This is a genomic window from Treponema denticola ATCC 35405 (assembly GCF_000008185.1).
Classification (GTDB): Bacteria; Spirochaetota; Spirochaetia; order Treponematales; family Treponemataceae; genus Treponema_B; species Treponema_B denticola.
Window position 1 is genome coordinate 250,564 of sequence record NC_002967.9, and the last position, 18,478, is coordinate 269,041.

Below are 18,478 nucleotides of genomic sequence, written 5' to 3' on the forward strand. Positions count from 1 at the left end.
TAAAAGGTCAATAAGGCTAAAATAAAAAACCCGGGAACACTACGGCACAAAAAGAATTAATCTACCGCTGCTTCCTTCCGGATCTGACGGGGTTCGAAAAACCTTTTTTGCATAGGCCCCGGGACGGAGAGAGAGGGATTCGAACCCTCGGTACCATCTCTGGCACACACGACTTCCAATCGTGTACCTTCGACCACTCGGACATCTCTCCAAAAATAAGGAATGCGTTTACAGTACAATCTTTTCTCCGTCATAAAACGGAGAGAGGGGGATTCGAACCCCCGGTACCTTGCGGTACAACGGTTTTCGAGACCGCCCGATTCGACCGCTCTCGCATCTCTCCAAAAATAAAAAAGCCGGTTGAAATCTTCAGCCGGCTATTAACGAGGCTAGGCGGGTTCGAACTGCCGACCTTCAGATCCGCAATCTGACGCTCTATCCAGCTGAGCTATAGCCTCAAAAAAATATTCGGAGTAGGGGGGATTCGAACCCCCGGTACCCGTAAGGGTACAACTCCTTAGCAGGGAGCCCGATTCGGCCGCTCTCGCACCACTCCAGAGTTTGTACAGTTACAAACATTAACGGAGCGAGAGGGATTCGAACCCCCGGTACCTCTCAGCACAACGGTTTTCAAGACCGCCGCCTTCAACCGCTCGGCCATCGCTCCAAAATGTAGGGTATATATTAACCTAAAAACAGAGTTTTTGTCAATAGGTTTATGACAACCGCATCACTCTTTTTTAGATAATCCTTCTTTTCACAGTACAATTATTTTAGATTTATACTTATCTATATAATTAAAACATAAAATGTTTCACGTGAAACATTTTGCATTCTTGTATCACATAAGGTTTTATGATAAGATATTACCGGAGCATTGTATGAATACAGTATCAATAGAAAAAGCAGCGGAACTTTGTATTGAGCATAATATTATTTCAGGTTTTTTTTCAAAGCCGGCAAAAAAAGATTCGCATATTCAAAAAATAAAATTAAGAAAAATAATGTTAAAAAATCAAGAACAATATCAATTAGAAATCTTTGAAGCCGCAAAGGTTTTTCATAAAAATCTTTTACCTCAAAATCTTCAAAAAGAACTTGAAGGTCTTTTTTTTGAATTTAAGATTGCAGAATTTAACTCTTCAAATAATCAACTTATTTTTTTGCAAAATAATAAAGGGGTTATTCATTTCAAGACAAAACCGATAAAAAAAGAAAAACTTTTAAAGAAAGGGAATGCATCGATAAACGAAAGTTTTGAACACAATAAACAAAAAGAATATATTTTAAGCACTTCCAAGATGCCGCTCTTTTTAAAAAAACTTAACTTTTTTACCGATGACGGAAAGATTATTCAAAGCAAATACCATAAATTTCGGCAGATAAATAAATATCTGGAATTTATAAAATCCGTTCTTCCTGAACTAAAAGATATTTTAAAAGAAAAGGAAAAACTGCAAATTGTGGATTTCGGCTGTGGGAAGGCCTATTTAAGCTTTGCCCTTTATTATTATTTAAATGAAATTGAAAAATTACCCGTTAGAATATGCGGCTTGGATCTAAAAGAAGATGTAATAGATTTTTGTAATAAATTAAGCCGGGAATGCCGTTTCGCCAATCTTACCTTTGAAGTCGGAGATATAGGCCGCTTTAAGTTTGATACGCCGCCGGATATGGTAATAAGCCTCCATGCCTGCGATACGGCAACGGATTTAGCTATAGCCAAGGCTGTCAAAAGCAATACAAAAATAATATTCGCAGTTCCCTGCTGCCAGCATGAGCTTAACACTCAAATTCGTAAAAATAAGGAGAAGATAATAAAGTCGCTATCCCCGATACTTGATTACGGCATTATTACCGAAAAATTTGCATCCTTGCTTACGGATACGATTAGAGGAAAATTACTGGAATCGGAAGGATATAAGGTAAGCGTTGAGGAATTTATTGAAACTGAACATACACCTAAAAACATCTTAATCAAGGCAGTAAAGCTTGATAATAAGGCAAAAAATAAAACGCTACTTATTGAAAAAGCAAAAAAAGAATTTAAAGAGATAAAACAAGCTTTTTTAATTGAACCTTGTCTAGAAAAACTTTTAAGTGAAAACCAAATATGAGGTCTTTATGGTATACGAATATTTTGATAGTCCGATTGGAAAGATACTAATTATTTCAGATAATTCAGGTCTAAAAGAATTAAGATTTATAAAAAAAGAATCCATTACAAATCTAGCTGAACAAACTCAAGATAATTTTACAAAAGCCGCACAAATATGCAAACAGGCCAAAGAAGAATTACAAAAATACTTTGAAGGAAGATTAAAACAATTTACGGTACAGCTTTCTCCTGAAGGTACGAATTTTCAAAAATCCGTGTGGAAAGAGCTTTGTAAAATTCCCTATGGAAAGACTCTATCCTATAAACAGATAGCAGAAAATTTAAACAATCCTAAATCTTGCCGAGCCGTAGGAAACGCTAACGGAAAAAATCCTATCCCGATTATAATTCCATGTCATAGGGTAATCTGCACTGGCGGAAAATTAGGCGGTTTTTCCGCAGGTCTGGATCGCAAAAGATTTCTTTTATACCTTGAGCAAAAAGAATGCCAAATCGAATTAATTCCGTTTGTGGATAACTTGTGATAAACTTAAGTTAAAATTAAACATAAAATAAATGTTTCACGTAAAACATTTTTAGTTATAAAATAATCAAAAATAAGCCTAAAACAACCCCTTTGATGGACTTTTTAGAGTATTATCATCTTTTTTCTTCCTTTTTTCAAAAAAAAGATATCGATATAAAAAGATTTTATAAATTACTCCAATTTTTACTTGTGGATAACTTGTTTATTAAATTTGAATAACTGTGAATATGTTGCCATTCACTTATTTTTTTTTAATATGGATTTTTTTAAGGATTTTAAAGCTTTTGCTAATTCGGGCGGAAGGGGTTTATCGGGTTCGTCAGTTGTTTTTGGATTATCTTCTTCAATATCTATAGATAAGTTCTGATTAAGATTTTCAGATACATCAGAATTTCTCTTTAGTTCAAATTCGGACTCAACAACAATCGAAATATTTTTTACATCTAATGCCGGATAAAATTTTTTAAAATTATATAGAATCTTCTTCTTCCGCATTAAAAGCTGCTGACTCCAGCCTGTATGTCCGGTTTTTATGATTGCCGTTTCATTTTTTATATCATAAAGCTCGCAATATGCTGCCAATTTTTTATCGCCTATGACTTTTTCCCATCCTTCAAAGACAGATAGGGCTTGCTCATTATTTAGATTCGAGGAAATTTCCGCCATTTCATTAAACTTTTGAGAAAAATTATCTACTATCTCTTTTGATGTTTTAAAAAGTTTCATATTTTTTGTTCATAAAGATTTTAACTTAATACAATTTGCCTCAAGGCTTTTTCAAGTAAAACAATGATTTGCTGTGCAATAGTTCTATTTTCACTCTTTGCGGCATAAGTAATTTTTCTATAAATATCTTCAGGACATTCTCTTACTTGCAATAACGGCATATCGCACCTCCTTGCATACAATATACATCATTTTGTATGACTAATCAATGAAAAAAGGCCGGCTTTTAAGTTTATTAATTTCTTTTAAGCCTGTAAAATAATTATCTTCAATTCGCACCATTCTTAAAAGAGAGCTCTGCATCTTTGAATTTACATTTATTCTTTTGCTTAGGTAAAATTCGGCTTCCGGTTTTTTTTCTTTGAAAAGCACAGGTTGGGATTCAAGTTTATTATAGTATTTTTTATAATCGAATCCGAGCTCTTCAAATACTCCATCAGTCAACAAAGAAGGACCGCAAATCCTGTTTTTCATGCTGTTTACATAGGCACTTCTTATTAAGAAGGCAAGGGTATAGCTTTCACTGTCGGAAAGACAAAGGTCCATTCCCTTCCTTGTTCCGCCTTTTAAGTGATTGTTTTTAGTTTTATGCACATAGAGATTCCCGAAATTGTTTTTTTGCTTTTCATTGCGATGCACACAATCATCTTCAAAGCAAACTTCTTTAAAAAAATACGCTTCTATTTCGATGGGATCAATTGTAACAAAGCCCTTATTTCCTTGTATTTTAAATACATAATCGGATAAAAGGGTGTACATTATATCTTGTAGGATAAGAACTATTTTTTCCTCTGTATCTTCTTTTAAGAGATTATCTATTTTTGTTTTTAGGTCTGAAAAGGTTTGCTGCATTAGTTCTCCTTTTTTGCTTTTAACAATGCAATAGTAAGATCATCATCTACAACAACCCTCTCATTGTATTTTACATTTATGTTTTTATAAATTAATCCGTTTCCATCAGGGACATATCCTCTTTTTATATACAGTTGATGAGCTTTTCCATAATCATTTGTTAAACCAACTTGAAGACCGCATAAATTACTCTTATAAAATATTCGTCTTTCCGCTTCTTCCATTAATGCCGTAGCAATTCCCTTTCTTTGGTACTTTTTTAAGACATTCAAATCTTTTATTTCAGGAATATCATTTTTATAAAAGAATGTGTATTCTGACTTCCATTGAATTATACAATATCCTGCAAATTTATTATTATCTTTAGCCAATAGAACATCAATTAAACCATTGTTTTGATCATCCATGTATTGGATATATTGCTCAATTGGTTTTTGCCATTGTTGTTCTTCAAAGCTTTTTGAAATTTCATAACAGTCATTTGCTATTATTTTAGAAATATTAATAATTCTTGTATCACTCATTTTTTATATATCTGTTTTAAGTGGTTACTTTTTTTGGTATTTACTACTAAAAAGGGCATTTAATTTAACTACTAAAATATTTGCTTGTTCATTAAATACTTCATTTTTTGCTTGTTCAATAATTTTATCGTTAAAAAACTTATTTTTTTTCATTATCTTTGTTACAAGTCTATCAGAAGCAATTACTGCAGTCGTTTGGTTATCTATTAATGAAAATTCAACATCAGATTTAAATTCTATCTCTCCTTTTATAAATTGGGTGAATGACATCTCTGTTCTTGATTCTGAATAAAAGACTAAAGTATATTCACAAAGTGAGCGAATTCCAATTTGCTGAATATCATCAAAAGTTAATTTATTTGGTATCATTATTGATGGTACAGAAACAAATTTTTCTACTCCGTTTATTAAATTACTTTTTTTCATTATTTCAATAGAAAAATCTGCAGAATATGGACTTTGCTTATCTATAAATAAAATCGCTATAGAAACAATTTTATTTGGAGGAAATTTCGTTTCAAGGATTGTTGTTATCATTTCTTTTGAAAAAGCAGAATTACTCGTAACGATTTGTGTTTGGTTAAAGGAGCTTTCTCTTGTTCGAAAACTATCATAACCGGAGGTTGTACAGCTTGAAAGCATCATAATTAAGAGTGTTAAAAAAATAACTTTACGAATAGCCATTTTATTCCCCTTCTCAGTAATATTTTTATATAATAATATCACAAAAAACAAGTTCTTACAATCTGTTAATCAACCAACATTACATGGTGGATTTTATTTGTTATCCAGCAATCCGGTTTTGATGTATTTTTTCATCAATTCATAAATATCATGCTTTTTGTCCAATGAAGCAATATAGTTTGCAGCAATTTCACTAAGTTTTATTGTGTACATGAAAGACTTTTTTTAAATGAATCGAAATCCAACAAATTATTTTCTTTAATCTGTTGAACACCAATAGCAAGATTTTTTGAAAGTTCTTCATCCGATAAAATTTCTAAAGTCTCACAAATACTCTCATATGTATCCCATTTTATTAGAGCAAAAATTTCCTTCCCATGATTGGTTATAGAAATAGTATCATCATAATCCATTGTATCTTCAAGCGAGGTTATTTTCTTTCTCGCCTCTGTAATTGTCATTGCCGTAATCATAAGACCTCCGTTGATATTATTGTATATTTTTTTGTTCCATAACTTTTTTATAATCAAAGTTATGTTCACGTGCATAGCTGATAAATTCTTTTTCTTCTTCCGTTACCCTAATCTGAAATTTTAAGGGCGAGCCTAGTTTTTGTTTTCTACCGGCTCCGGGTCTTTTGCCTCCATGCCCAAAATGAAATTCATAATAATTATCACCTGACAATTTTTTATATTCCGCCTCAGAAATTATTATTTCATCACATTCTACCTGTGATTTTAACTTTTTAACGACAAATCCTTCCGTATCTTTTACAAAAACATAATCCACAGCTATCCTTTTTTTATAATTATACAGTATTTTTCTTGATTTTGTTGATAAATTAATTTTTTTATTTAAAAATTAAAATACATTTAAGAATATATAGTGGAAAATTCTAATTTATAAAAATTTCTCAAATTTACTTTTAAGATATTCACTTATCAACATATCAATCTTTTTTTCCTTAAAATACAATTTTGCCTTAATTTTGTCTATTTCAAGAATTCCGATTTTAATTCAAATTAAAAACAAAGTATAACATATTGACAAATAGTATATATCATATTATGATATATACATTATGAAACAACAATTTAAATCTATATACTTTCCTTCATACTACCAAAATAAACAAGGAAAAAGTATTACAATTTCTTTCTCAAATAAAGAAAAAGATTTATTTTTATTATTTTCCAATAAAACAAATAATGAAATTAGAACCTTAATAAATGTACTATATTTAGAAAATTTAATTGACTATGCTAAAGCTGAAAATAGAAATTTAAGCCAATATATAAAATATCATATTTCAGAAAAATTAAATAAATGCATTTATGGAGATATGACATTCAGAACAAGTAAAGATATACCTTTTCAACGATGGTATAATTACTCAGAAGGTTATTCTATTGATTTTGTAAATAGTATTTTAGAAAAATATTTTTCTGATTCTAAAATACTATATGAACCCTTTGCAGGAACAGGAACAACAATTTTTGCTTGTAATAATTTCAATAAAGATTGTTATTATTCTGAGGTAAACCCAATAATGGCATATCAAATTCAAGCAAAGTTAGAGTTTTTTAGACTATCACCCAAAAATAAAGAAATGCTTTTAGAAGATGTAGAGATTTTTAAAAATAATTTTCAGCACCTTATTTTACTGCAAGAAGATGCTGAACTTAAAAAAAATTATTATCGTGTATTTGAAAAAAGTATCTATTTTACAGATATATCTTTTTCCTTTATTTTAAAGGTAAAATCAATTATCAAAAAAATTGAAGATGAGAATCCTTTACTTGCTAAAGTTTTAACAATCACTATGATTTCTTGTTTAATGCATATCTCTTTATTAAAAAAATCGGGAGATGTTAGATTTAAAACAAAAAAAGAATTAGAAAAGGAAGATATTCATCCAATAGAAGTGTTTAACAATCATTTTAGAATTATCGTAGAAGATATAATATCTTATAATGAAAGTTTCAAAATAAATGCAACACAAATATTATTTAATTCAAAAAAAATAGAATATATGAAAAATATTCAATTTGATGGTATTATTACAAGTCCGCCATATTTAAATGGAACAAACTATATTAGAAATACTAAATTAGAACTTTGGTTTATGGAATTTTTAAAAACTAAAGACGATTTACGCTTTTTTAGAGACGAAATAATAACTAGTGGAATAAATGATGTTATATTATCTAATCGAAACAAGAATTTAAAAGGAATTTCAAAATTATTGGATAAAACGATTAATAATTTAAAATCTAATTCTTATGATAATAGAATTCCTGTAATGGCTGAACATTATTTTTATGATATGTATAAAACTTTTTTAAGTATCCGCGAATACCTAAAACCAAATGGAAAAATTGCTATCGATATTGGCGATTCAATTTTTGGTGGAGTTCATATTCCTACTGATCTGATTTTAATAGAAATTTTATTGACTTTAGAATATAAGCTTATTGATAGTGTAAAACTAAGAGAACGGCGTTCGCGTTCTGGAGAAACGATTAAACAGATCTTATTGATTTTTACAAATAATTCAAAACAAGACATAAAAAAGAAAGAAGATGTATATGTTCCAAAATGGGAAGAAAAATGGTCTTTTTTCAAGAATAATATTCCTTATCAAAAAATTCCATATTCAAAAAAAAATTGGGGTAATAAATTACATTCTCTGTGTTCTTATCAAGGAAAACTAAAACCATCAATTGCTCATTTTTTAGTTAATACTTTCGTCCCTGAAAACGGCTCTATACTTGACCCTTTCTCAGGAGTCGGCACAATTCCTTTTGAAGCAAGGTTAAATAATAAATATTCTTTTAGCTTTGACATAAGTTTACCAGCTTATTATATTTCAGCTGCTAAATTAGGTAAAATTGATAAAAATACTCTAAAAAATAAAATTATAAATTTAGACAACTATATAAAAAATAACTCTTTAAATAGCATTGAACTAGAAAAATATAACGATTTTGGATTTAATGGTAAAATTCCTCTATTTTATGAACCAAACACTTATAAAGAAATAATTTTAGCTAGAAAATATTTTCAAGAAAATTTGCCAAATGATACACATGATTTTTTTATAATTTCAGCAATATTACATATTCTTCATGGTAATAGACCTTATGCTTTAAGTCGCCGATCTCATCCAATAGTACCTTATTCACCTACAGGAGAATTTGTTTATAAAAATTTAATTGAACATCTAACTAATAAAATTGATAAAGATATAGAAGATTACCCAAAAAATGATTTTTTGGGACATGCATATTTACAGGATTCAACTAAATTTTGGCCAACAAATATAAATAATTTAGATGCCATAATAACCTCTCCACCTTTCTTTGATAGCACAAGATTTTATTTAGCTAATTGGATTCGCCTTTGGTTTTGTGGATGGGAAGTAAATGATTTTCAAACAAAACCACATTCTTTCATTGATGAACGGCAAAAATTTTCCTTTTCTGTGTATGAATCATTTTTTATGCAATCAAGAGAACGTTTATCTAAGCATGGAGTTTTAGTTCTTCATCTTGGAAAAAGTAAAAAATGTGATATGGCAGAATGTTTAATAAAAACAGCAAATAAATGGTTTTCTAAATATGACTTATTTACAGAAGATGTCTCCCATTGCCAAAATTTTGGAATAAAGGACATTGGCACAGTAGATAAACATCAATTTTTAATTTTAAGATAAACCAAGTAAATTCTTGTTGCTTTTCGATAATTTATCCGTTAATTGATAGTCTATTATGATTTTTTTTATTTCAGCTACTCGCTTCTCAAGGTTTGAATTTTCACGAACAGACAAATAATTCTCAATACCTGCATTTATATCCTCATCAGTAAGATTTGGATTTATAATAGGTGTTTTATTTGATAATAATTGTAAATCAGCTCCTGTTATTGTAGCAAGTTCTATTAATTCATTATTTGTATAAAATTCTGAAGGCCAACGATCTCTTTTATTGGAATTAGCTTCTACAGATAATAGTGCAGCATTTTCTTTTGTAAGAGGATAAAGATATTTTGATGGTAAAATATGATCTATAGCCCAAGAATTTCTATCATGAATATTTAGATATTTCTTTGTTTTAAAGCACTTTGAACCAAAACGTTTAAATAAATCTTTAATAAATCCATCATCTTTAGATTTATTTTCTTTTTTAACAAACAAATCGGCAACACGTCTCCTAACATTTGACTCTCTTAATTGATCTTCTGTTCTTTCTGGATTTAAAAATGCATTTATCACTCCCTTACAAGCTCTACATTCCATTTGTCTTTCAAGAGGGCCAAAACCAATATGCTTGCTAAATGCGGAAAATGGTAATATTTTTCCACAACAATTACATTGTTTCCAATATGCTTCTTTATTCTCTGTATATACTCTAAAAAAAGCTTGCCAAAATCTTTGTACAGGAATAGAACCTTTCTTTTTACTTTCTTCTGGCCAGTTTGAATAAGACAATGAATTATTTTTACTATGTAAAAATCCACATCTTTCACATTTCCATTCTTGTGTTTCATAAGCCTCTCTTGGATCTAATAATTTTTGTCCAATATTTATCATATTCAAATTGTTACATTGTACACATACATAAGCAACATAAGCATCATTTGGTTTAATTCCTTCAATTCTAGAAATATTTGTTTGATTTTTTACTTCACGCCTACTCATACTTTACTTATCGGCTAAATATATATATAAATTAGTTTATAAAGTATAATCTTCTATACTCAGAGCAAAATATTATTTTTTCATTAAATTCTATCTGCTGATTTGATTAATTTTCATTAAATCATCATGTTTTTTACGGCTTTTTTGCATAGATTAATCATATATGACATCCTGTTAAAATTATTTTTTAAGATTATCTAAATAAATAATGAGTATCTTTCATTTTAAAATATATTAACCTACAGTGAAAAGTAAAATCATATTAAAGCGTGGATTGGCTTTCTGATACTGGTCGTTTGATTCCTTGTTTTAATATTCTTAAAAATGTCTCATTCCTTGATTCTGCATCATCAAGCATTGCATCATAAGAAAGTAAAAAAATATCTGCAATCTTAATTTGTTCTGTTTCTGGATTAATAACTATATCCTGACTTTTATAAAATAATTCTCCATTTGAAAACAACTTCGTGAATCCACTTTCTATTAGCGATGCCTTAAATTCCTTATCAAAATCAATAATACCATAAAACCAAATCCGTTGTATTTTATTTGGATAAAATTCTAAGAGCCTTCTAGCTCTTTGTTTTAATTGACTTATAATTTCTTCCTTATAAGCCAATTTTAAACCTAATTTCTTAAATTCAATAATTACTACATCAACAGCAGTAAATTTTTTAGGATCATTTGAAAAAATAATAGTAATATCTGGTCTTCCATTATCTTTATGAGAATAAACATGAGTACTACTAATAGATAATGTATTATAAATATCTTCTATTTCTTTATCACTTAACACTTTACTATAGGTCATATATTTATCATCTAATACCCAAGCATTGTTTTGATAAATATCTTCAATCAAATTATCTTTATTGTATTCCTTTTTTCTTGGAACAATTAGATCATGTATTTCTGACTCATTATTATTTTTATCTATTTTTTTTAATTTTGATATTATTTTAGTTCTGTAAAGAATATATTCCATTAAAATTCTAGATGAAAATTCTAATGATTTTTTGTATTGCTCATCAGATAAATCAGAAGCTTCAAGTAATTCTTTCTGTTCATTAAAAAATTTCATTTGAGCTTCTTCAATTATACTATCTTTATCTACAAGGCCAATTGTTTCAGTATTAATATATCCATCAAGATGTGGATAATCATTTTCCAATTTTATTTCAACAGCTTTATTTTGTTTTACTATGCTTGGTATTTCTTCTTGAATAACCTCAGCAACTAGCTTTAAGAACACTTGTCTTACATAATTAATCGTTTTATTATCAAGTTCTAATGCACCTCTTGCATTATCAGTTTTACCATCAAAATTATCAGAATAAAGAATAAAAACCATTTTATATCCAAAAGGAAAATCTTTATTTGTTATTAATTCCATTGGGATAGTTCTATTATCGGCACAAATAGCACTTATTACAGATTGATCAGTATAAACATGTTCAATTGAATACATCAATTTAAAATAGCTAAATAATGATGTACTATCATTAATAGTTTTTTCCTTTAAAACAGGTAAATCATTTAAATCAAATTCTACTGAATGTGTATAAAAACCTCTTTCAGTATTATCATCATGTGTTTTAAGATTGATTGACAAATGAAAAATGTTATTTTTTATTTTCATCGAATATAATTTTGGTAAAAAATGATAAATAATTGATTCTTTTATAGATTCTGGGATTATATAATCATATTTTCCAATCTTATCTTTTTTATATCCTTCAAAAGACAGAATAGTTTTATTTTCTTGAATTGTATCAGATAATTCATTTGCTCCATCAAAAAAATCATTAAAAATAAAAACACGTTTCTTATTAGAAAATATACTCTCTATTTTTATATTAGAAAAATAGTTTAAATAAACTAACCTTCCAATACCTTTGTGTTGTTTATCTTCTGTATCTAATATGCTACAAAATTTCTCAAAATTTCTATCAATAAAACCTTCACCGTTATCCTCTATTGAAATTAATAAGTTTTTTTCTTCTGAAAATTTTTCAAGTTCTATATTAATTATAACTCTACTTGCATTTGCATCTATAGAATTAGCTATAGCCTCAAAATATACAAATTCTAATGATGTATTTGGGAAAAATAGAGATGCTGCTTTCTGTACTTTAATACGCATACAGCATCATACCACAAAACAAACCTTTTTACAATCCATATTTTAGAGATTTCTACCCCCTCTCCACACTAAACTTTCCATCTTCAACGAAAAATATTTTGGTGTTTTCTTTTTGGTAGTTTTTGTAGGGTTCGCCGGGGAGGAAGGTGCAAAAGAGTTGTTCGTAGGGGGGCAGGAGCTCCATGAACTTTTGGCGTTTTTCGGGGTCGAGTTCTAAAAGAATATCGTCCATCAGAAAAATAGGTTTTCGGCCGGTTTTTTCGGAATAGATTTTGGCTTGAATCATTCTTAAAACAAGGGAGATAAGCCGCCTTTGGCCGTTTGAGGCTCTTTCGGTAAAGGGTTTTTTATCCTTTATAAAATGAATGCGGTCGCGGTGCGGACCTGTAGAGCTCGTCCTATCAATCAAATCGTTTTGGCGTTTTTCTGCAAGCAAGATAAGCAAATCTTCTTCACTTTCTACCTTAACCGAAGGGCGATAAACCATTTCTACACCGGAAACACCGCTTATTTCCTCATAGATTAAAGAAAAATGCTTTGCATACTCCTCTACAATATTTTTTCTTTCATTTGTGATTAAAAGAGCAAGGGAAGCAAAAATTTCATCTATAGAATCTAAAAGAGAAGCTTTTTTTTGTTCCAAAATTACATTTCTTGATTTTAAGGCCTTTGAATATTTTACTAAAACTTCTATAAAGTCGGAATTACACAGCGAAACCGATTGATCTATAAAAAACCTCTTCCTTGAAGGAGTTCCAACGGCAAATTCTATATCGTCCCCATGAAACAAAATACATGGAATAGTGCTTATCAATTCCTTAGAATTTTTAATTTTTTTAAAATTCTTTTGAATATCTTTTTTTTTATCTTGAATTATTATCGAAATAGTATGACTTATATTATCGCTTTCTTTATAAAGAGCCCTTATACTAAATTCTTTTTCATCTTTTGTACATATCTGAGCTAAAGAGCGAGTTCTAAATGAAGTTCCATAAGAAGAAACATAGAGAGCTTCTAAAAAATTAGTCTTCCCCTGTCCGTTTTTTCCTACTAAAAAAACTTCAGGGGAAGAAATATCTACTGTAGCATTTTCCAGATTTCTAAAATTATAGAAAGAGGCGGAAAGAAAGGGCACTTATAACCTTACTCCGTCTGCATAGGCATTATTATATGGAAAAAGTCTTCTTCAGGTTCAGGTTTTAATGTTATAGCTTTCATAGCTTCGGTAAATTCTACCTTTATTCTGTCTGAAGTGATGGTCTTTAAAGGATCTTCTATATAAACATAGTTTAAGGCCAGCATAACTTCTTGACCGTCGTATTTACAAGGAATTTCTTCGCGTGCACTTCCTATTTCATTTTCTTGAGAAGAAATAATAAGAGAACCGGGAAGAATGTTTAAAAATATTCTTCTTGTTTTTAATTCTACCAAAAGAGAAACTCGTTTTAAAGCTTCTATAAATTCCGTTCTTGAAACTTCAAAAGAAAGGTTCTGATTTTCAGGGATTACTCTTTCATAATTGGGAAATTGACCGTCAATCAAAACAGAAGAGAATTTATAAGAATTAAAATTAAAGAATATGTTTTTTTCACCGATTCCAACTTCTATATTTCCTTCATCAGATGCTCTTTTATTGATTATGTTTAAAATTTTAGGAGGAACAATTACTCCTTTAAATTCGGGAATAGGTATTCCGAAATTTTTCTTAATATGAGCAAGACGCCTTCCGTCGGTTGCAATAAAATATAAGGTATCTTCTTTGTTTTCGATATAAACACCATTCATAAAATAGCGTGTTTCATCATCTGAAACCGAAAAAATAGTTTGATGAATCATTTCTTTAAATTCTTTTGTGGGAATATTAAAGAAGTTTACATTTGTGGGTTCTGTAAAGGCAGGAAAGTCGTTTTCAGGTATTGTTTTAAGTTGAAATTTTGCCTTTTTTACTACCGATTTTATCGTGAGTTTTTGGTCTTTTTGTTCTATTTCTACTTCGCCTGCTGGCAAAGATGAAAGAATACCTGCGAATTTATCGCAAAAAACAGTTGTTGAGCCTTCTTCTATTATGTTTACGGGTATTTTTGTTTCAAAACTTACTTTTATGTCGGTGGCCTTTATAGTAAGGCTTCCGTCTTTAACAGATAGCAATACATTTGAGAGAATCGTTAAAGCCGTTTTTGTAGCGATAATTTCCTGAGCGATGGATATTTCTTTTAAAAGAGTGTCTCTGTCAAAACTTATTTTCATTTTTTTCTCCTTATATCTTTTATAATAATTAGTAGTTATAGTAGTAAGCCATGTGAATTTGTTGATAAGTTACTTAATTCTATATTGGATATGGAATTAAAATATTTATAAGTCAGTAAAATTATAAACACTTTATTACTGGTTATACAGCAATAAAAAAGTTATCCACAAAACTTAATCATATATTAACATATATTCTAAAAAAAATACAGAGGTTATACAGTCAAAATATGGTGTTTTATTTTGACTTTTATGTTATAATCTATAATTATGGAAAATACAAGTACTTTAATAGAAATAATAAATGCCGATATTACAAAATTAAAAGTAGATGCTATCGTAAACGCTGCAAATACTACTCTTTTAGGCGGAAGCGGTGTTGACGGGGCTATTCATGCCGCTGCAGGCCCTGAATTATTGGAAGAATGTAGAACCTTAAAGGGCTGTAAAACAGGGAAAGCTAAGATAACAGGAGCCTATAAACTTCCTTCAAAATATATAATTCACACTCCCGGCCCTGTTTATGAGAACGGAAAAAACGGAGAACCTGAACTTTTAGCGAATTCTTATAGGTCTTGTTTGAATTTAGCTTTTGAATATGGTTGTAAATCCATCGCTTTTCCCTGTATAAGTACCGGAGTTTACGGTTATCCTAAAGAAGAAGCTGCAAAAATAGCCTTAAATGAAATTTCCGCATTTTTAAAAGAACATAAGGATTGTATGAAAGTTTTTATCGTCTGCTTTGGAAAGGAAAATGAGGAGATTTATAAAAAATTAATGGAAAAAAATTATACTACATAAAAAGTTCGACGTATTTATTAAAAACAAATATTCTATTTCGTGAATATCCTGTACGTTCTTTGAGTATATTCAGTCCGATAAAGGCATCTATTAAGCTATTGGCTGTTTTGGCTGTAATTTTCATTTCTTTTTGGAGGGCAGTACTTGTAATAACGGGACTATGAAAAAGGAAATATAAAAATTCGTTTGCCGTTTTGGTACGTTTACCAAGAGAAAGCAGCTTGTTTTTTTCCAAATCGGTTTTTAGCTCAATTATTTTCTTTAAGGTTTGTGCCGAATTTTCGGCAGTTTGACTTACTCCCTCTAAAAAATACTTTATCCATTGAGACATATCATTTTTTGTCCGCACAAAGGTGAGGTTATCATAATAAAGGGTTTTATTTTTTTCAAAAAAATCGGAAAGATATAAAAGAGGTTTTTGTAAGACCTTACTGTGTACCAAATAAAGACTTATCAAAAGTCTGCCGATTCGTCCATTTCCGTCTAAAAATGGATGTATTGTTTCAAATTGGTAGTGGGCTATTGCAATACGTATTAAGTGCGGAATGTTGATATTGGTATTATTTAAAAAAAGCTCCAAGTCCGATAAAAGCTCGGGAAGTTCTTCATGTGCAGGAGGAATAAAAACTGCATCCGAAAGAGTTGTCCCGCCTATCCAATTTTGAGAAATCCGGAATTCTCCCGGACTTTTATGTTCTCCTCTTCCGGTTGAAAGCAATATTTTATGAGTATTTTTAATCAGACGATTTGAAAGGGGTAAATTTTCAAGCTCCTGTATTGCGTTATTCATGGCTTTTACATAATTATGAACTTCCTGCCAATCGTTTCTTTTTTCGGGGTCTAAATTGTCTTGTTCATTTAATGCTTCTTCAATATTTGTTCGAGTTCCTTCAATACGGTTTGATATAACGGCTTCTTTAAAAATATGCATTATGATAAACATATCTGCATCAGGAACCAGAGATGAAAAAGAATTTAAGGCTCCTAAATGAAAAGAAGCTTTTTCTAAAAGAGTGTTAATAGAGGTATCTTCCCATGAAAAATCATGATTTATCTTTTCAGGCATAAAATATTGATATTTATATCCTTGTTTTAAGCTGCCGGATTTAAAGTCTTTTATATCCATTTTTTCTCCCAATGGATTTATTTTAACATAAATTTAGCAAAATAGCAAGTTATAATTTACTTTAAAGGCTTAAAGTAAATTATGAGAATTTATAATTTACTTTAACGACGATTCTTGGTGTATTTTCGTGCTTGACAATATAATTTCTTTATTTATAATGTACTCAATTTAGGTAAATTTAAATGACTCCTAAGACTTTAAACTTTAAAAATAATTTTTTTTCGATATTGCCTTTTAGACAGCTTTCGGTCTTGTTCTTTTTGGCCCTTGTGTCGGCCTTGGCTCCCTTTGTGAGTTTTTGGGCTCTTTCAAAAACAATCGATGCTCTTTCAAGCATTTCCCAAATTCAAAATGTCATTCTATACATAATTTTTATAGGGGCATTTTTAGTTACAAACGACAGTTTTGAAGCTATCCGCTGGACCTATTCTACCTATATGGAAGGGAAAATCTTTTTGGAAATGAAAGAAAGGCTTTTGGAAAAGGTTTCAAAATATGCGTACATAGACATCTTTGAAAATCCGGATTTTTTAAATAAGCTAAGACTGGCCGATCAACTCATTCCCAAATTTAACAGCTTTTTTAATTCTCTTGCTATGCTTTTTTCGGGAGTGTTGGGTTCTTTGCCTTTTTTATGGATTGGAATTACGACAGCTTGGTGGGTGCCCCTTGCTCTGATAACGGGTTTTTTACCGAGTTTAATTATAAAATGGAATCTTGAAGAAAGGCTATGGGCATTGGAAATTCAAAACGGAGAGTCCTATAAGGAGGCCGCTGTTCATGAGCACATTCTTTTGGATTCTGCCTTTGCAAAAGAAATACGCCTGTGGAATGCCGCTTCATTTATTCTAAAAAGATGGAAGAAAAATAGATATAATCTTTTAAGGGAAACTTCCCGGCTTAGAAATAAAAGCATGGGAATGACCCTTTTAGCCCATATTTTTGAGGGGCTTGTAGATTGTGCTGTGATTGCATACTTATATATGCTTGTAAGCCGAAACGCCTTAACAACGGGAGCCTTCGTTTTTGCGGTTACGGCGGTTATTCAGCTACGGCAAAATGCCTTTACTGTGCTTTTATTCGGTGTCGATCTTAAAAGCGATTTTAACAGGTTAAAGCCTTATTTTGATGTTATAAACTACGATGAAACTATGATCGAAAAAAGTCAGTTCTATGATGAGAAAATAAATCCTCCTCAGACAGCACAAAATGCTATAGTTTTAAAATCTCTTTCATTTTCTTATCCTAAATGTGAAAAAAAGGCTCTTAAAGATATAAACCTTGAAATTAAAAAAGGAGAAAAAATAGCCCTTGTCGGGGCAAACGGTTCCGGTAAATCTACTTTGATTAAAATCATAAGCGGAATGTATCCCGATTTTGAAGGTGGCTATTTTTTTAATGGAAAAAATTCAAAAGAGATTGCGGTTAATGATTTAAGAAGATCTTTTGCGACCGTTTACCAAGACTTTGCCCGTTTTCCTATGACATTTGAAGAAAATGCGGCAATTTCCGAGATTGCCGAGCAGTTTAATGATGAACCGGATTCTTTTAAAGCTGAAAAAGAAGAATTTAAGATAGATGCCTTTAAATTTGAAGAGCTTTGTAAGTGTTTTCCGATAGCAAATTCAATGTTGGAGCCTAAAACCCTGCTTACAAGGCAGTTTGAAGGAGGGCTTGATTTATCGGGCGGCCAATGGCAGAGGCTTGCCCTAATGCGTTGTGCTTGGGCGGATAGGGAAATAATCCTTTTGGACGAACCTACCTCGGCTCTTGATCCCGATTCCGAGCATGAGGTTCTTGAAGCTATGATTGAACTTATGAAAGGAAAAACGGCAATAGTCGTTACACACAGGCTAGCCCTTTGCCGCAGTGTCGACAGAATAATCGTAGTTGAAGACGGCTCAATCGCCGAAACCGGCACTCACACCGAGCTTATAAATAAAAACGGCCGCTATGCCGAAATGTTTAAAAAACAAAGTGCCCGGTATGGCTGATAAATTAATATATTGACAGATATGAGGGCATAAAGTA

The 18,478-nt window shown here is 30.5% G+C and carries 17 protein-coding genes, 5 tRNA genes and 1 other RNA gene; 5 read left to right on the forward strand and 18 right to left on the reverse strand.

Annotated elements, in window-relative coordinates:
- Positions 1–25: 25 nt before the first annotated feature.
- From ffs to TDE_RS01065, 6 genes are all read right to left on the reverse strand, one after another.
- Positions 26–124: signal recognition particle sRNA small type (ffs, locus tag TDE_RS01040), an RNA gene on the reverse strand.
- Positions 125–211 (reverse strand) — tRNA-Ser (locus tag TDE_RS01045).
- A gap of 47 nt (positions 212–258) precedes the next feature.
- Positions 259–343: transfer RNA gene (locus TDE_RS01050), tRNA-Ser, on the reverse strand.
- 41 nt (positions 344–384) lie between these two features.
- Positions 385–458, reverse strand: a tRNA-Arg gene (locus tag TDE_RS01055).
- 11 nt (positions 459–469) lie between these two features.
- Positions 470–556, reverse strand: a tRNA-Ser gene (locus tag TDE_RS01060).
- A 26-nt stretch (positions 557–582) separates the two neighbouring features.
- Positions 583–667, reverse strand: a tRNA-Ser gene (locus TDE_RS01065).
- A 214-nt stretch (positions 668–881) separates the two neighbouring features.
- On the opposite strand from TDE_RS01065, the gene TDE_RS01070 reads away from it, so the two are divergent.
- Both TDE_RS01070 and TDE_RS01075 read left to right on the forward strand, forming a co-directional pair.
- Positions 882–2,117, forward strand: coding sequence for a class I SAM-dependent methyltransferase (locus tag TDE_RS01070; RefSeq protein ID WP_002681116.1), 1,236 nt, complete (start codon positions 882–884; stop codon positions 2,115–2,117).
- Between the two features lie 7 nt (positions 2,118–2,124).
- The gene (locus TDE_RS01075) at positions 2,125–2,643 is read left to right on the forward strand and encodes a methylated-DNA--[protein]-cysteine S-methyltransferase (protein WP_010956700.1); all 519 of its coding nucleotides are present in this window, start codon (positions 2,125–2,127) and stop codon (positions 2,641–2,643) included.
- 239 nt (positions 2,644–2,882) lie between these two features.
- On the opposite strand, the gene TDE_RS01080 is transcribed toward TDE_RS01075, so the two are convergent.
- The 7 genes from TDE_RS01080 to TDE_RS01110 form a co-directional block, all read right to left on the reverse strand.
- Positions 2,883–3,371 carry a DUF721 domain-containing protein gene (locus TDE_RS01080; protein ID WP_002681120.1) on the reverse strand — a complete coding sequence of 163 codons (489 nt, stop codon included), beginning with the start codon at positions 3,369–3,371 and terminating at the stop codon, positions 2,883–2,885.
- A 20-nt stretch (positions 3,372–3,391) separates the two neighbouring features.
- Entirely contained in the window at positions 3,392–3,532 is a 141-nt protein-coding gene (locus TDE_RS01085; RefSeq protein ID WP_002681122.1) for a ribbon-helix-helix domain-containing protein, read from the reverse strand.
- Positions 3,533–3,572: 40 nt separating this feature from the next.
- Positions 3,573–4,223, reverse strand: a complete 651-nt coding sequence (locus TDE_RS01090; RefSeq protein ID WP_002681124.1) for a hypothetical protein — start codon at positions 4,221–4,223, stop codon at positions 3,573–3,575.
- Positions 4,223–4,747, reverse strand: coding sequence for a GNAT family N-acetyltransferase (locus tag TDE_RS01095; protein WP_002666489.1), 525 nt, complete (start codon positions 4,745–4,747; stop codon positions 4,223–4,225). The genes TDE_RS01090 and TDE_RS01095 overlap by 1 nt, the downstream gene beginning before the upstream one ends.
- A 24-nt stretch (positions 4,748–4,771) precedes the next feature.
- Positions 4,772–5,431 (reverse strand): hypothetical protein, encoded by a 660-nt coding sequence (locus TDE_RS01100; RefSeq protein ID WP_002681126.1) that lies wholly within the window; start codon positions 5,429–5,431, stop codon positions 4,772–4,774.
- A gap of 200 nt (positions 5,432–5,631) precedes the next feature.
- Positions 5,632–5,904, reverse strand: a complete 273-nt coding sequence (locus tag TDE_RS01105; protein WP_002681127.1) for a type II toxin-antitoxin system Phd/YefM family antitoxin — start codon at positions 5,902–5,904, stop codon at positions 5,632–5,634.
- 16 nt (positions 5,905–5,920) lie between these two features.
- Positions 5,921–6,220, reverse strand: a complete 300-nt coding sequence (locus tag TDE_RS01110) for a hypothetical protein (protein ID WP_002681130.1) — start codon at positions 6,218–6,220, stop codon at positions 5,921–5,923.
- A gap of 292 nt (positions 6,221–6,512) precedes the next feature.
- On the opposite strand from TDE_RS01110, the gene TDE_RS01115 reads away from it, so the two are divergent.
- Positions 6,513–9,146 (forward strand): DNA methyltransferase, encoded by a 2,634-nt coding sequence (locus TDE_RS01115; RefSeq protein WP_002681132.1) that lies wholly within the window; start codon positions 6,513–6,515, stop codon positions 9,144–9,146.
- Here the strand turns inward: TDE_RS01115 and TDE_RS01120 are convergent.
- From TDE_RS01120 to dnaN, 4 genes are all read right to left on the reverse strand, one after another.
- Complete coding sequence (locus TDE_RS01120) at positions 9,138–10,130, reverse strand: hypothetical protein (protein WP_002681133.1); 993 nt, start codon at positions 10,128–10,130, stop codon at positions 9,138–9,140. The two genes, TDE_RS01115 and TDE_RS01120, sit on opposite strands and share 9 nt — an antisense overlap.
- Positions 10,131–10,392: 262 nt before the next feature.
- Positions 10,393–12,273: an ATP-binding protein gene (locus TDE_RS01125; RefSeq protein WP_002681134.1), complete on the reverse strand. Its 1,881-nt coding sequence runs from the start codon at positions 12,271–12,273 to the stop codon at positions 10,393–10,395.
- 52 nt (positions 12,274–12,325) lie between these two features.
- On the reverse strand, positions 12,326–13,408 hold the full coding sequence (gene recF, locus TDE_RS01130) for a DNA replication/repair protein RecF (protein ID WP_002681135.1): 1,083 nt from the start codon (positions 13,406–13,408) through the stop codon (positions 12,326–12,328).
- Between the two features lie 8 nt (positions 13,409–13,416).
- Positions 13,417–14,520 (reverse strand): DNA polymerase III subunit beta, encoded by a 1,104-nt coding sequence (gene dnaN, locus TDE_RS01135; protein ID WP_002681136.1) that lies wholly within the window; start codon positions 14,518–14,520, stop codon positions 13,417–13,419.
- 270 nt (positions 14,521–14,790) lie between these two features.
- On the opposite strand from dnaN, the gene TDE_RS01140 reads away from it, so the two are divergent.
- Positions 14,791–15,321 carry an O-acetyl-ADP-ribose deacetylase gene (locus tag TDE_RS01140; protein ID WP_002681144.1) on the forward strand — a complete coding sequence of 177 codons (531 nt, stop codon included), beginning with the start codon at positions 14,791–14,793 and terminating at the stop codon, positions 15,319–15,321.
- Here TDE_RS01140 and TDE_RS01145 read toward each other — a convergent pair.
- On the reverse strand, positions 15,314–16,447 hold the full coding sequence (locus tag TDE_RS01145; protein ID WP_002681145.1) for a Fic family protein: 1,134 nt from the start codon (positions 16,445–16,447) through the stop codon (positions 15,314–15,316). The two genes, TDE_RS01140 and TDE_RS01145, sit on opposite strands and share 8 nt — an antisense overlap.
- A gap of 182 nt (positions 16,448–16,629) precedes the next feature.
- Here TDE_RS01145 and TDE_RS01150 point away from each other — a divergent pair, with 182 nt between their 5' ends.
- Complete coding sequence (locus TDE_RS01150; protein WP_002681147.1) at positions 16,630–18,441, forward strand: ABC transporter ATP-binding protein; 1,812 nt, start codon at positions 16,630–16,632, stop codon at positions 18,439–18,441.
- Positions 18,442–18,478 lie beyond the last annotated feature (37 nt).